The organism is Arthrobacter sp. Z5-13 (assembly GCF_056499105.1).
In genome coordinates this window covers 4,371,382-4,384,672 of record NZ_CP096460.1, presented here as the reverse complement: position 1 = coordinate 4,384,672, position 13,291 = coordinate 4,371,382, and the positions used below count along the sequence as shown (strand labels likewise).

The 13,291-nt window shown below is 62.7% G+C and carries 13 protein-coding genes; 6 read left to right on the top strand and 7 right to left on the bottom strand.

What is annotated here, in order from left to right; translation table 11 throughout:
• Positions 1–171: 171 nt before the first annotated feature.
• Positions 172–1,806 (top strand): alginate lyase family protein, encoded by a 1,635-nt coding sequence (locus M1E02_RS20455; RefSeq protein WP_479375998.1) that lies wholly within the window; start codon positions 172–174, stop codon positions 1,804–1,806.
• 39 nt (positions 1,807–1,845) lie between these two features.
• Here the strand turns inward: M1E02_RS20455 and M1E02_RS20450 are convergent, their stop codons facing one another.
• From M1E02_RS20450 to M1E02_RS20440, 3 genes are all read right to left on the bottom strand, one after another.
• Positions 1,846–2,691 (bottom strand): alpha/beta hydrolase, encoded by an 846-nt coding sequence (locus M1E02_RS20450; protein ID WP_479375997.1) that lies wholly within the window; start codon positions 2,689–2,691, stop codon positions 1,846–1,848.
• 89 nt (positions 2,692–2,780) lie between these two features.
• Positions 2,781–3,122, bottom strand: coding sequence for a YciI family protein (locus M1E02_RS20445; RefSeq protein WP_479375996.1), 342 nt, complete (start codon positions 3,120–3,122; stop codon positions 2,781–2,783).
• A gap of 55 nt (positions 3,123–3,177) precedes the next feature.
• Entirely contained in the window at positions 3,178–4,143 is a 966-nt protein-coding gene (locus tag M1E02_RS20440; RefSeq protein ID WP_479375995.1) for a GlxA family transcriptional regulator, read from the bottom strand.
• 136 nt (positions 4,144–4,279) lie between these two features.
• On the opposite strand from M1E02_RS20440, the gene M1E02_RS20435 reads away from it, so the two are divergent.
• Positions 4,280–4,918: an isochorismatase family protein gene (locus M1E02_RS20435; protein WP_479375994.1), complete on the top strand. Its 639-nt coding sequence runs from the start codon at positions 4,280–4,282 to the stop codon at positions 4,916–4,918.
• Between the two features lie 272 nt (positions 4,919–5,190).
• Here the strand turns inward: M1E02_RS20435 and M1E02_RS20430 are convergent, their stop codons facing one another.
• Complete coding sequence (locus M1E02_RS20430; RefSeq protein ID WP_479375993.1) at positions 5,191–6,324, bottom strand: amidohydrolase family protein; 1,134 nt, start codon at positions 6,322–6,324, stop codon at positions 5,191–5,193.
• Positions 6,325–6,713: 389 nt separating this feature from the next.
• On the opposite strand from M1E02_RS20430, the gene M1E02_RS20425 reads away from it, so the two are divergent.
• Positions 6,714–7,205 carry an Lrp/AsnC family transcriptional regulator gene (locus tag M1E02_RS20425; RefSeq protein ID WP_479375992.1) on the top strand — a complete coding sequence of 164 codons (492 nt, stop codon included), beginning with the start codon at positions 6,714–6,716 and terminating at the stop codon, positions 7,203–7,205.
• Here M1E02_RS20425 and M1E02_RS20420 read toward each other — a convergent pair.
• The gene (locus M1E02_RS20420; protein ID WP_479375991.1) at positions 7,195–8,598 is read right to left on the bottom strand and encodes an aldehyde dehydrogenase family protein; all 1,404 of its coding nucleotides are present in this window, start codon (positions 8,596–8,598) and stop codon (positions 7,195–7,197) included. The two genes, M1E02_RS20425 and M1E02_RS20420, sit on opposite strands and share 11 nt — an antisense overlap.
• Complete coding sequence (locus M1E02_RS20415; protein ID WP_479375990.1) at positions 8,591–9,661, bottom strand: homoserine dehydrogenase; 1,071 nt, start codon at positions 9,659–9,661, stop codon at positions 8,591–8,593. The genes M1E02_RS20420 and M1E02_RS20415 overlap by 8 nt, the downstream gene beginning before the upstream one ends.
• 296 nt (positions 9,662–9,957) lie before the next feature.
• On the opposite strand from M1E02_RS20415, the gene M1E02_RS20410 reads away from it, so the two are divergent.
• The 3 genes from M1E02_RS20410 (at position 9,958) to M1E02_RS20400 (ending at position 12,788) form a co-directional block, all read left to right on the top strand.
• On the top strand, positions 9,958–11,403 hold the full coding sequence (locus M1E02_RS20410) for an amino acid permease (RefSeq protein WP_479375989.1): 1,446 nt from the start codon (positions 9,958–9,960) through the stop codon (positions 11,401–11,403).
• A gap of 62 nt (positions 11,404–11,465) precedes the next feature.
• Positions 11,466–12,221, top strand: coding sequence for an IclR family transcriptional regulator (locus tag M1E02_RS20405; RefSeq protein WP_479375988.1), 756 nt, complete (start codon positions 11,466–11,468; stop codon positions 12,219–12,221).
• A 105-nt stretch (positions 12,222–12,326) separates the two neighbouring features.
• Positions 12,327–12,788 carry a YybH family protein gene (locus M1E02_RS20400; RefSeq protein ID WP_479375987.1) on the top strand — a complete coding sequence of 154 codons (462 nt, stop codon included), beginning with the start codon at positions 12,327–12,329 and terminating at the stop codon, positions 12,786–12,788.
• Positions 12,789–12,858: 70 nt separating this feature from the next.
• On the opposite strand, the gene M1E02_RS20395 is transcribed toward M1E02_RS20400, so the two are convergent.
• Positions 12,859–13,284, bottom strand: coding sequence for a DMT family transporter (locus M1E02_RS20395; RefSeq protein WP_479375986.1), 426 nt, complete (start codon positions 13,282–13,284; stop codon positions 12,859–12,861).
• Between the last annotated feature and the right edge of the window lie 7 nt (positions 13,285–13,291).

The following is a 13,291-nucleotide window of genomic DNA, read 5'->3' as shown; positions in this document are numbered from 1 at the left end:
AGGTGGGGGCTACGGTTAGTGCCCATCCTGCCGTCCGGAGTTGGATGGCTGCCGCGCCGAACAGCTGAGCTTCCTCCCCTAGGTAGGATTGCACCAGCCTTTGTGTGAGGCTCCGTGGGCGAAGGCCAGCGAAGTCGGCCCTCCCAGTGTTCTCGATCGAACGGAAAATCAATGACACCCCATTCTGGCGCGCCACGTTCGTCCGACCATGCTGTTACACGCAGATCCTTCATCGCCGGGGCATCTGCTGCTGTACCGCTTCTAGCGTTCGGTGCTTCGGGTGCGTCAGCGGACACTGCAGGCCAACTCAGCGCCGGGCCGCTGGCTACCACCACTGCGGGAACGACGTCGACATACGCGCACCCGGGACTGGTGCACACCCTGTCCGACCTTGAGCGAGTCTCGGCGCAGGTGAAGGCCGGCACGCAGCCGTGGCTGGGTGGCTGGGATCGTCTCGTGGCGAACGGCCGGTCCGGTTCCGGTTGGCAGCCACGTCCGGTGGAGACAGTCATCCGCGGTGGTGACGGCTCAAACTACGGGCCGTTGTTCACGGATATCCATGCCGCGTACCAGAATGCCCTGCGGTGGCGGATCTCCGGCGTGGCCGCCCATGGCGCAGCTGCCGTGCGGATCCTTAATGCCTGGTCCGGGAAGTTGACGACGGTCACCGGCAACGCTGACCGCTTCCTGGCTGCAGGTATCTACGGCTACCAGTTTGCGAACGCGGCCGAGCTGGTGCGGGACCATCCGGACTTCGAGTTTGAGCGGTTCCGCGGCATGTTGCTCAACATTTTCCACCCGATGAATGAGCACTTCCTCACCAATCACAACGGTGCTGTCATCACCAACTACTGGGCGAACTGGGACCTCTGCAACATGGCATCGGTCCTGGCCATCGGCATCTTCGCGGACCGCGACGACCTGGTCGACCGTGCTGTTACTTACTTCCAGAGCGGCGCTGGCAACGGTTCACTGGCTAACGCTGTGCCTTACGTTTACGAAGACGAGGGCTTGGCCCAGTGGCAGGAGAGCGGCCGCGACCAGGCGCACAGCATTATGGGCATCGGGCTCATGGGCGCCTTCTGCGAAATGGCCTGGAACCAGGGCATCGACTGCTACGGGCACGACAACAACCGTTTCCTCAAGGCAGCGGAGTACGTCGCAAAGTACAACCTGGGCAATGACGTCCCGTTCACCCCGTACACCTGGCAGTCCGGCCCAAAGGCAACTACCGCCGCCCACGCAGGCTGGCGGACACAGTCAGTCCCCGGCGCGGGCGGGCGCGGGCAGGGCCGGCCGGTGTGGGATCAGGTTCTGGGACACTACTCCGGCCGCAAGGGCCTCAGCACCCCCTGGGTCAGCCAGATCGCCGCCACTCTTCGGCCCGACGGCGGAGGCGGCGACTACGGCCCCAACTCCGGAGGGTATGACGCCCTGGGATTTGGCACCCTCATGCAGTACCCGATACTTTCTCCTTTGACGCCCACAACCCCGGCACCAATGCAAAAGGGGACCGTCGATACCCCGGCACCGATGCAAGCGGGGGCCGTCGATGGCACGCCGCCGACGCAGTCAGCTCCGGCCGCACCGACGGTGACGGCACAACCAACCCCTGAAACCACGTCAACAGCACCCGCCCACGCCAACGGCACGATCCATCAACTCGCCAACACAGGAGCAGAGGTACTCCCCGCTGCAGCTGTCGGAGCGGCGCTCCTCGCTTTGGGCGGCGCAACGCTCATAGGCTCTGCGATTCACAGTCAAAGCACTCCCCGTGCTGGAGAATCACCGGGAGTGCCGGAATAACGGCGGATCGGGCCCTTCTGGAGTTTTCATGTTGGCAAGTTAGCGCCAGACCCATCTGAGGGCGTCTGGGAGCAATGCCCCGGCATGGTTTGGGCTGTGGCCGCCGTCGCCAAGGACGAGCCGGAAGTCGTAGCCGGCCTCGGCGAGGGCCGCGGCGACGCGGAGGTTATTGGCAAGCCAGTTCCGCTCGCTTTCGTTCCAGCGCAGGTCGCGGTGGCCAGCCTGCAGGAAAATGCGCAAAGGCTTTGCTGGCATGGCCGGGATGAGCTCCGGATAGGGGTTGCCACCTGGCATCTGCGTGAAGCTGGAGAGGAATCCGATGACCCGACGGAATTTGTCCGGGCGCAGCCAAGCGGCGGTGAAGGCGCAGTTGCCGCCGCTGCTGCCTCCACAGATCCCCCACATGCCAGCGTCGTCGGAGATTGTGTAGCGTTCGGTGACTTGGGGCAAAATCTCGGTGAGCAGGAAGGTGACGTATCTGTCGTCGAAGGTGTCGTATTCAATGTTTCGGTTCTTCGGCTCAGCCGCGCCGACAATAACGCCCGGATCCACGAAGACGCCGATCGTCGTCGGGATCGCGCCACTGTGGACGAGGTTGTCGAGGACGACCCCTGCCCTTATCTCGCCCTCAGGATCGAGATACCACCAGCCGTCTTGGAACACCATGACCGAAGCCGGTTCTGCAGGGCTGTATTGGGCCGGAACATGGACCCAGAACTTACGCGATGTACCCGGGTAGACCTTGCTCTGAGCGCATTCGAATTCGAGTGTTTCGCCGGCTGGAACACCGGGGCGCCGTTCAGAGTCGGGGCCGCGCAGATAGCGGACGTTTGATTGATCGACCGGAAGTGGCTGATATGGCACCTCGATGGTTCTGTGCATCATTTGACCTTAGTTAATGTAGTGCTGCATCTGGATCTCGACAGGTGATTCTGCGAACTGTAGCAGCCGTGAGCCCGCTGTGGGGCCGGTGCTTAGCTGGCGGGATCGTAGTGGAAAGCGCGCACCTCCTGGGCGCACCGGCAGGCGGCCGCCAACTTCGCGGCCCACTCCAAGGCTGCATCGTACGAGGGCAGTTCCAACACGGCGTACCCGGCGTCGAGTTGCGTCGTTTGGGGGTAAGTGCCCTCGCGCACTGTCCCGTCGCCGTCGACCATGACCGGTGGGATGCTGTCGTTGATGCCGCCGCCGAACACCCAGACGCCGGCATCCTTCGCCTCCTGAACGACAGCGCGCGACGCAACCGAAGCCGCCTGCAGGTCTTCTTCAGAGAGAACCATGGCGGCACTGGGAAATGAGATCAGATACTTGGTCATCGCGTTGACTCCTTCTTCACACCACGGGGACGCATTCATCCTCGCCGATGCAATGTCAGCGCGTCGACCCCCCTCCGAGATTGGCGTCGAAGTGGCGTCTATATTCGGTGGGTGTGGTGGAGAAGGCTCGTGCGAAATTCTGCCTGAGGGTCACGGCGCTGCCGAAGCCGCAGTCGGCTGCAACCTGATCAATCGACAAGTCGGTGGTTTCCAGCAGGCGTCGGGCAGCATCAAGCCGGCGTGTGCGTATCCAGCCGGACGGTGTAGTCCCTGTTGAATCCCGGAAGGCCCGGATGAACGTTCGCCGGCTCATGTGCGCCTGGGCTGCGAGGCGATCGATGCCGAGAGGTTCACCCAGCCGGCCCAGAGCCCACTCGAGCAAGCGCGCCATGGGATCGTCCGAGGAACGCGCCGGAAGGGGGTGTTCAATGTACTGTGCCTGTCCGCCTTCGCGGTGTGGGGCAATGACCAGACTGCGCGCAACCTGGTTCGCTGCCTCCGCACCCAGGCGGCTCCGCACCAGATGCAGGCAAGCATCGAGACCTGACGCTGTGCCGGCTGAGGTCAACACATCACCATGATCGATGTACAGCACGGTCTGATCGAGGAATACATCTGGGTGCCGGACAGCGAGGTAATCGAAGGACTGCCAGTGTGTGACGGCGGAACGTCCGGAAAGCAGGCCAGCATCGGCGACGGGGATAGTGCCAAGGCAGAGCCCCAGGACAGTGACGCCCCGCTCGTGTGCCTGCCTAAGGACACCACCTAAGGTGTCGTTGGGTGCGCGGCCGTCATCAAACCATGAAGGCACCACCACCACGTCCGCTTCGTCCGCCGCCTCTGGGCCGAAGACTTCTCCGAGTTGATAACCCTCTGCCGTTCGGACACTGCCACCCTGATCAGAGAAAAGGACGGTGCTCCAGTCAGCGAGTCCTTGGCGCGTGACCTCGTCAAAAACCATCTGCGGAACTGCGAGATGGAACATGGTCACGTCGTCGAAGGCGTACACCGCGATCCGCATGCGACTCTCCTTTTGTATTTTTGGCCTGAATCAATCGTATACGGGCATCTGTGCCACTGGTGGACACTGTCCGGAGCGCGAAGGATGGAAGGGTTGCCAGCCGGCGGCAAACAAATCTTTTTCTTGGGAGAACACCATGAGCACCCCGCGTCGCGCCCTTGTCCTCGTCGATGTCCAGCAGCAGTACTTCAGCGGACCTCTCGAGATCCAGTACCCTCCGCATCAGGAGTCCCTGCCGATGATTGTGCGCGCAATAGATGCTGCGGCAGCCGCCGGCATCCCTATTGCTGCCATCCAGCACAGCGCAGGTGAGGGCGCGCCGGTCTTCGCGCCCGGGACACAGGAATTTGACCTTCACCCCGACGTCGAGAGCCGCAGGACGGATGCATGGAAAGCAGTTACCAAGCAGTACGGCTCGGTCTACGGTGACACCGACCTTGCGGGTTGGCTGCGCCAGCATGAGATCGATACGGTCACCCTGGTGGGCTACATGACCAACAATTGCATCCTGGCCTCGGCCGTTGAAGCCGAGGTGCTCGGCTTCAATACCGAAGTTCTCTCCGACGCCACCGGGGCCATCAACCTCGCCAATGATGCAGGTTTCGCCGATGCGAAAACAGTGCACACCACACTGCTCGCACTGTTGAACTCAAACTGGGCCGCCGTCGGCACCACTGATGCCTGGACAGCTGCCCTTGATGCCGGGCAGGCTCTGAAAAGGAGTGATTTGGGCAGTTCGGCGATGGCCGGGGCCGCCATTCTGGCGAAGGCTTAGACGGTACCCGGCTCCGGTGTTCTGCTGCTGAACGAATCAGCAGCGTACTTGTCAGGACTGAAGCGGCCGGCCGCGAAATTCGGGAAAAGTGGGACCGGCCGGTTGGTTATTGCCGCAGGACGCATCATTGCGTCCTGCGGGGCCGGCTCGATCGTGGACGGTCTTGGGCCGGGAATGGGCCATAAAAGGGCCAGGAGTGGCCTGTGAATGGCGCCGTCATCGACGCGGACGACGACGGCGCCTGCGTCGTTCCGCGCGAGGACGCCATAGGTTTACCGCCCCTGGGCGGTGAGTCGGGCGTCGAGGCGGGGGTAGACCCGGCGGGCATTGCCGCCCAGGACTGCATTCCGCTCTATCGGATCAATCTGCAGGGTGTCTATGTACCGCTTCGTGTCATCGAACGGGTGGCCTGTTTCCGGGTCGTCGGCTTTAACCGCGCCCAGCAATTCGGAGCCGAACAGAATGTTTGACGGGTCAATGACCGAGAACAGCGCGTTGATTCCCTCCTGGTGGTAGACGCAGGTGTCGAAAAAGACGTTGCGCATCAGGTGCTCGGCCAGCGGCGGCTTATTCAGCATGAGTGACAGGCCCCGGTACCGTCCCCAGTGGTATGGGACGGCGCCTCCACCGTGGGGAATTACCAGGCGCAGGTTCGGGTGCCGCTCGAACAGGTCGCCAGCGAGCAGCTGCATGAACACTGCCGTATCGGCAGCGAGATAGTGGGCTCCGGTGGTGTGGAGCGCGGGGGAGCAGGAGGCCGAGACGTGAATCATCGCCGGCAGATCGAGCCGTTGCATGGCTTCCCAGAGGGGATCCCACCACAGATCCGTCAAAGGCGGTGCGGACCAGCGTCCACCTGAGGGATCCGGGTTGAGATTGCACCCTACGAAGCCCGCTTCAACACAGCGTTCGAGTTCTTCGATGACCGGGCCCAGTTCTCCATCGATGGTTTGTGGGAGCTGGCACACGCCTGCAAAGTTCTCGGGGAAGAGTTCGCAGATCCTCGCGATGGTGTCGTTGGATAACCGCGCCCAGTTGTTTGCGGTGTCCTGCCCGGGTACGTGGTGGCCCATCCCCGATGCCCGCGGAGAAATGATGGTGACATCAGAACCGCGTTCGCGCTGCAGCCGCAGCTGGTTGGCCGTGATGATCTCCAGCAGTTCAACGTCGGATATTCCGCTGTAGGGATCGGGAGCTTCCCTTCGACCCTCGGCGTAGGCGATCTGCGCGGCACGGTAGTTATGGAATGCTGCGGGCTCAGTTGTGAAGTGGCCGTGGCAGTCAATGGTTAGTGGTTTTGTCATCTGTAGGTGGCCCGGGATGGTGACGGCGTCCATGCGCTCAGAGGCTCCAGGTCCTGGCCGTTGACGGTGAGGCGCCAGCGGGACAGGGTTCTGGTGTGCCAACCGGCCATCTTGGCCTCCTTCGAAGAAAGCTCTTATAAGAACGCTGCGCCATCGCATCGGATTGACTGAATCTACGCCCCGCAACGAACGCACACCAGATCTTCTGCCACATCCAGGAACCTACAAAATGGCGGACATGGAGCCGCTTACGTCGAGTTCAGCGGCGGGCCGTCAGGAAGGCCGCCAAGGGTCTGACGGACTTCCTGGCCACCCCCGAATCCGCTTTGCGCTCGCATGCATCGTTCCACGCCGGGCTGCGGCCCATGGCCCACGCGGAGTGAACTCCTTCAGACCTTCAGGGACTATCCTTTACTCGGGTTCCCCAAGCGGACCTGGTCCGTTGATGTCCGTCCGGATCCAGCGGCGTCGGGCGGTTGCGAGAGGCAAGTGTGGAGCAATACACGATCGACCACATCGATGAGGCGATCATCGCCGAGCTGACAAAAAATGCCAGGATTTCGCACGCTGAACTTGCCCAGCGCGTCCTCTTGTCCCGCAATGCCGTCAGGCAGCGGATCAGCCGCCTGGAGCGCCGCGGGCACATCCAGGGGTACACGGTGGTGGCCGGAGCGCCCGGCCAGCACGTGGTTTCGGCCATGTTGCTGGTGTACCGGAAGGACCGGATGCGGGGTTCCGACGTCCTCGCGGCACTTCGGACCATTCCCGAAGTGGTGCTGTGCGACGTCCTCAGCGGCGACTTCGATCTGCTGGTCCGCCTTGAGGCCCGCTCCCTGGACAGGATTCAGGTCATCTGGGAGCAGATCGCCAGCCTGCCCGGCGTCAATGACACCGTGACGGCCCTGACGCTTTCCACTGTGATCCGCCGTTCCGGCGCCGGACAGCCCGGCGCCGGAACCCCTGAGCCGCCCGTCAGTTCCTGATGCACACCACCTTGGGCTGCGTCATTTCCTCGTAGGCAAACCGCACGCCTTCCCGGCCCATGCTCCCGTATTTGGAGCCGCCGAACGGCATGCCGTCAAACCTGTAGTCGGAGGAGTCGTTGATCATCACGCCGCCGGCTTCCAGGCGCCTCGCCGCCTCCATCGCCGCGGGCAGGGAGTTGGTGAAAATGCCGGCATGGAGGCTGAAGTCGATCGCGTTGGCCAGTTCCAATGCTTCGTCCAGGGAATCGAACGGCTGGAGCATCACCACGGGTGCAAAGACTTCCTCCTGCCAGAGCCGGGCGCCCAGCGGGACCTGTTCCAGGACGGTGGGCTGCAACACATTGCCATCCGCGCGGTTGCCGATCAGGAGTACGGCACCGGCAGCAACGGCGTCGTCGACCTTGCCCTGCACCTGACGCAACGCGTCCTGGGTGATCATGGGCCCGACGTCGGTGGTTTCCTCGAGCGGGTCGCCGGTCACCAGGACGCTGGTGGCGGCGAGAAACCTGCTGCGGAAATCTTCATAAACCGGCGTCTGGACGAGGATCCGCTGGACCCCCACGCAGTTCTGGCCGGCCGCCCAGAAAGCCCCTGAAACGCAGGCGTCAACAGCTTCCTGGACGTCCGCATCAGCCAATACCAGGTTGGGGGCATTTCCGCCCAGGTCCATGGACAGCTTTTTCAGCCCGGCCTCCCGGGCAATGGCTTCACCGGTGGAAAACCCGCCGGTGAAGGACACCATGCGTACATCCCGTGAGCGGACGACGGCGGCAACCACCTCGCGTCCACCGTTCACCACCGTGATCACTTCCGAGGGCAGGCCGGCGTCCACGAGGGCGTCGACAAGAAGTTGGGCGGACAGGGGAGTCAGGGCCGACGGCTTCAGGATCACTGAATTGCCGCCTGCAATGGCTGGTCCGATCTTGTGCGCCACCAGGTTCAGCGGATCGTTGAAGGGCGTGATGGCGGCGATGATTCCCAGTGGTTCCCTGCTGAACCAGCCGGTGCGGTTCTCCGAGCCGGCATAGGAATCGAATGGAATGACCTCGCCGGCGTTGCTTTTTGCCTCCGCGGCAGAGAGCTGAAGGGTGTTGACCGCACGAACCACTTCCTTACGGGCCTGGCGGATGGTCTTGCCGGCCTCGGCAACAATGGTGCGGGCGAACTCTTCACTGCGTAGCTCAATCGCGGCCGCGGCACCGGCCAAGATGGCTGCCCTGGCTGCGCGGGAGAGACCGCCCGCCACCTTGGCGCCGCGGCGGGCAGTCTCCAGAACGGCCTCCACCTCGGTCGCTGCGGTGACGCTCACGCTTCCTACTGTTCCGCCGTCGAACGGGCTGGTGACATTGAGGTATTCCACGGGAAGACATTCGGCCACGGTGCTACGCATTTGCCACCACCTTGACGGATGAAGCCTGGGTGGTCATCCCCGCATGCATGGCGATGATGTCCGAGAGCAAGGCGTAGGCGGTTTCCACCCGACCGGCGCCGGGGCCGGAGACGGTGACCTGCCCCAGGAGGTCCGTGGTGAAGGCCACCGCGTTGGTGGCGCCTGAAACCCCGGCCAGACCGTGGTCAAGCGGCAATGCAACGGGCGCGACGCCGGCTGTCACCGAACCGTCAGCGTTCCGGCGGGCGGACCCCACCAGCTTCCAGCGCTTTCCATCCAGTGAGGCCTGGCGGACGTCCTGGACAGTCACGGAGGAGATTCCCTGACGGGTGATATCACGGAGCTCGAGGCCGGCGCCGAGGAGTTCGTTGGCCAGTATCAGCACCTTGAGCTGGACGTCGAACCCCTCAATATCTGCGCTCGGGTTGGCCTCGGCATAGCCCAGGTCCTGGGCTTCCCGGACGGCTTCCTGCAGGCCGAGCCCCGCTTCCATACGCCCCAGGACGTAGTTGCTGGTCCCGTTCATGATGCCTTCGAACCCACCGAGGCGCAACCCGCTGAACATTTGCTTGGCCAGCCGGATGACGGGAGTTCCGCTCATGACGGAGCCCTCGAATTCGAAGTGCACTCCCTGTTGGCGTGCCAACTCCGACAGTTCGCGGCCCCGCAGCGCCACCGGTCCCTTGTTGGTGGTGCACACGTGCTTACCGGCTTCCAAAGCCCAGCGCACATGAGAAACCGCAGGTTCGCCGTCGTCGGGGTTTGTGAAAGTGGCCTCCACCACGATGTCCGCCGAGCAGGTCTTGATGACCGCTTCATTGTCGGGCAGTGCGGAGCCACCATGCTGGGCGAATGACGCGCCGTCGCCTGTGAGCCCCAGCGCGACGGCGAGGTCGATGCCCTCCGGCTGTACCAGCGAACCCAGCCGGAGATCGGTGATGGCAACAATCCTCAAACCGAAGCCCAGTTCCGCTTCGAGGGAATCGCCCCGGGTATGGATCAGCTCGGCCAGGGTCCGGTTTACGCCGCCAAAGCCGATCAAAGCAAGGTCATAGGTGGTCATGATGGTCCTTCGTCAGGAGGGGTTGGTCCTTCCATGCTCGCCCCACCACGTGTCAGCCGAACCATGTCTTTCTGCACCGGACACATGTCAGATCGACCATGCTCCGAGCACATTGGCCGAAGCCTACGTCATCAAAACGTGCAACATATGCATATTTGGATGTTTTTAATGACTGTTTTTCGTGATTTGTGTTACTTTCATCACCTCTGGAAGTGCGGAGCGGGAGATTCCCTCCCTCGCCGCAACCGGAGCCGGTGCAGCAAACGCTGGCATCCTCACCACTCCTGGGAGACCTCATGTCACTCTCTTCACCCACTGAGCTGGGTACTCAGGCCGCACCGCCGGCCGCGCAAGAATCCGGATTGCGGCGCTCCATGGGCCCGCGCCACCTCGTGATGATCGCCATGGGGGGCGTCATCGGGTCGGGCCTGTTCCTGAGCTCCGGATACACCATTTCCCAGGCCGGGCCGCTTGGCGCCGTACTGGCTTACCTCGTGGGCGCCTTTATGGTGTACCTCGTCATGTCCTGCCTGGGCGAGCTGGCCATCGCCTATCCCGTTTCCGGTGCATTCCACATCTATGCTGCAAGGTCCATAGGCCCAGCCACTGGCTTCACCACGGCATGGCTCTACTGGCTTTGTTGGGCGGTTGCCATCGGGTCCGAGTTCACCGCCTCAGGGCTCCTGATGCAGCGGTGGTTTCCGCAGGTGGACGTCTGGATCTGGTGCATCCTTTTTGCAGCAATCCTTTTCTCCCTCAACGCCATCTCATCGCGTGTTTTTGGCGAATCCGAGTTCTGGTTCTCCATCATCAAGGTGGGCGCCATCGTCGTCCTGATTGTCCTGGGCGGAGCCGCGCTCCTGGGATTCCACCCCCTGGCCGCCAGCGGCAGCGAACACCCCATGCTCTTCGAAAACTTCGCGACGACGTCGGGCCTGTTCCCCAACGGGTTTACCGGTGTGCTCGTGACCGCTCTCGCCGTCTTCTACGCCTTCTCCGGATCGGAACTCATTGGCGTGGCTGCGGGCGAGACGGCGAACCCTGAAACAAGCATTCCCAAGGCGATGCGCACCACCGTTATCCGCCTCCTGATCTTCTTCGTCGGTGCCATTGCTGTCATCGCCGCAACCATTCCGTATGACCAGGTGGGACTGGACGAGAGCCCGTTCGTGACCGTTTTCTCCTCCATCGGCATTCCCTTCGCCGCCGACATCATGAACTTCGTCATCATCACCGCCCTGCTTTCGGCGGGCAACAGCGGGCTGTTCTCCTGTGCACGCATGCTGTTTTCGCTCTCCGAGGAGGGCCATGCTCCCAAGGCCTTCCGGCGGCTGACCAAGCGCGGGATTCCCTTGCTTGCGTTGAGTGTCAGCATGGTGGGCGGGTTTGCCTCGCTGATCTGCAGCGTCGTCTCACCGGAATTGGTCTACCTTGCCTTGGTGTCCGTTGCCGGCTTTGCCGTGGTGGGAGTCTGGATGTCCATTACTGCCTCGCACTTCTTCCACCGCAGGGCCTTCGTGCGGAACGGCGGGGACGTTTCGACGCTCAGCTACAAGGCGCCGTTGTACCCGTTGGTGCCCATCCTTGCGTTCAGCCTGTGCCTGGTGTCCCTTGTAGGTATCGCCTTTGATCCGAACCAGATCTATGCCCTCTACTTTGGGGTTCCGTTCGTCATTGGCTGCTACGTGTTCTTCCACCTCAAATACGGCCGCTCCCGTCGGACTGCTGCCTTGGCGGAGTAGCGGCTGTGCAAGAGGCGGCTGTGCAAGAATAGGGCGTCATCCCGCGGTGAGGAGCCACGAACATGGAAACTTCTGAAGTCTCATCCCTGGCACAGGGGCTTCGGATTGTCCGCATCGTCGCTGACCGTGAGAAGTGGGGCCGCTCGCTGTACGGCGTTACCCAGATCGCCGTCGAGCTTGGCATGGACCGCAGCAGGGTCTCTCGCCTGACCCAGGAACTCTGTGACCTGGACCTGCTGGAAAGGGTGGACCGGGGCCCTTTCCGTGCAGGCCCCGCGTTCTTCTCGCTTGCAGCATCGCTCAATGGTGGGTGGGTCAGTTCCTCCAGAGTAGAACTCCAGCGGATCACTGCCGACCTCGGCCTCCGGGGCAGGGTGTCGGTACGGGACGGCGCCCGCGTCATCCTGATCAGGTCCTCAAGTGACCACGGCCTGTCCGGGGGAATGATGCAGCCCGGAATGGTCACCCCCGTATGGTGCACCGGATCAGGCCGAGCGCTGCTTTGGGATCACAGCGGGAAGGCGTTGCAGGAGCTGCTTGCGGACGTGGAGTTTATCGGCGTCGGGGGTCCGCAAGCAGCCCACTCCACTGCCGAGGTTCTCACGCTCATGGAGCGGGACCGGCCCAGGGGGGTGGTCCACGCTGTGGAAGAGTTTGAGCACGGCGTCCACGAGTTGGCCGTGCCGCTCCGCGATCCTGCCGGCACCATCGTTGCCTCCCTCTGTGTCTTCGGGGAACACCGGGAATTCGACGGCCGCACCGAGGAGATCATCGCTGCCATTGAAGAGTCCGCGCGACGGCTGGCCGCGCCGGAGTAACTGCTGGTCCGGCAGCTGTCTGCGGCCGGAAGGTCCTTGTGGCCAGGTGAAGGCGGTGCCGATACTGGAAAGTGTCGATGTTCCGGGTCGAGGTCAGGGGACAAAATGAGCGAACTTGAAGAATTCCTGGCATCGGTATTGCCGCGCCTGGAAGAAGCAGACGCCGCTATCCATGACGGGAATGCCGCTCCGCGAATAACGATGTGGTCGCAGAAGGCTCCCGTAACCCTTTTTGGTGCAGCCCAGTCAAAGATTGGATGGGACCAGATAGCCCCAGTCTTCAATTGGCTGGCCCATCGTTTCTCCGATTGCCAGTCCTTCAGATATGAGGTCATAGCTGCCGGTGTCAGCGGTGACCTGGGTTATCTGGCCGGAATCGAGCACACCGTTGCTTCCCTGGACGGCGCCGTCACCAGGCCGTATTCGCTCCGAGTCACCACTATCCTGCGGCGCGAGGACGGTGAATGGAAGGTGGTGCACCGCCACGCCGATCCCCTCCCGGAAAGCGAGGGCGCACCAGTCCTGGTGGCCCGGCTCAAGGAAAGCCCGGACTCACCCGGTGCTTAGGCTTCAAATGGCCCCTCCCGTGGCGGCTGCAATACGCAGCACGCCAGGGGGCGGTGACGCGGCCGGGTGGTTAGGGAGCTGGTTCGGCGACGGTTGCTTCCGAGCCGTTTCGCTGTAGTTTTGCGCTGTCAGCGAGCTTTAGCCAGACGACACCGCCGATGATGACGGCCAGCCAGATGGCACGAATCGGGGTGAGGACCTCATCGAAGAAGATGGGTGCGAGAAGGGCAGCGCCGACTGCGCCGATGCCGGCCCACACGGCGTAGCCGATTCCTACGTCGATGGTTTTGAGGGCAACACTGAGGCAGAACAGAGTCAAGAGGAAGAAAATGAAGGCTGAGACAGACCAGCCGAGGACGGTGAATCCCTTGCTGCCGGCCACACTGAGGGCGTAGCCAATCTCGAACAGTCCTGCCAGCAGAAGCACAAACCAGGATCCTGCTTTTTTGCGGGTTAGCGTTACGGGGTTAATTTGAGGGGTGATTGTGGTGGTCATTAGATGC

Excerpts from the sequence above, each read along its gene's own strand:
- M1E02_RS20440 (WP_479375995.1), bottom strand. The coding sequence starts at position 4,143 with ATGCGGATCGCGGTGTACGCCTTCGACGACGTGACCATGTTCCATCTC.
- M1E02_RS20420 (WP_479375991.1), bottom strand. The coding sequence starts at position 8,598 with ATGCGTAGCACCGTGGCCGAATGTCTTCCCGTGGAATACCTCAATGTC.
- M1E02_RS20455 (WP_479375998.1), top strand. The coding sequence starts at position 172 with ATGACACCCCATTCTGGCGCGCCACGTTCGTCCGACCATGCTGTTACA.
- M1E02_RS20435 (WP_479375994.1), top strand. The coding sequence starts at position 4,280 with ATGAGCACCCCGCGTCGCGCCCTTGTCCTCGTCGATGTCCAGCAGCAG.
- M1E02_RS20405 (WP_479375988.1), top strand. The coding sequence starts at position 11,466 with ATGGAAACTTCTGAAGTCTCATCCCTGGCACAGGGGCTTCGGATTGTC.
- M1E02_RS20395 (WP_479375986.1), bottom strand. The coding sequence starts at position 13,284 with ATGACCACCACAATCACCCCTCAAATTAACCCCGTAACGCTAACCCGC.
- M1E02_RS20445 (WP_479375996.1), bottom strand. The coding sequence starts at position 3,122 with ATGACCAAGTATCTGATCTCATTTCCCAGTGCCGCCATGGTTCTCTCT.
- M1E02_RS20410 (WP_479375989.1), top strand. The coding sequence starts at position 9,958 with ATGTCACTCTCTTCACCCACTGAGCTGGGTACTCAGGCCGCACCGCCG.
- M1E02_RS20415 (WP_479375990.1), bottom strand. The coding sequence starts at position 9,661 with ATGACCACCTATGACCTTGCTTTGATCGGCTTTGGCGGCGTAAACCGG.
- M1E02_RS20400 (WP_479375987.1), top strand. The coding sequence starts at position 12,327 with ATGAGCGAACTTGAAGAATTCCTGGCATCGGTATTGCCGCGCCTGGAA.
- M1E02_RS20450 (WP_479375997.1), bottom strand. The coding sequence starts at position 2,691 with ATGATGCACAGAACCATCGAGGTGCCATATCAGCCACTTCCGGTCGAT.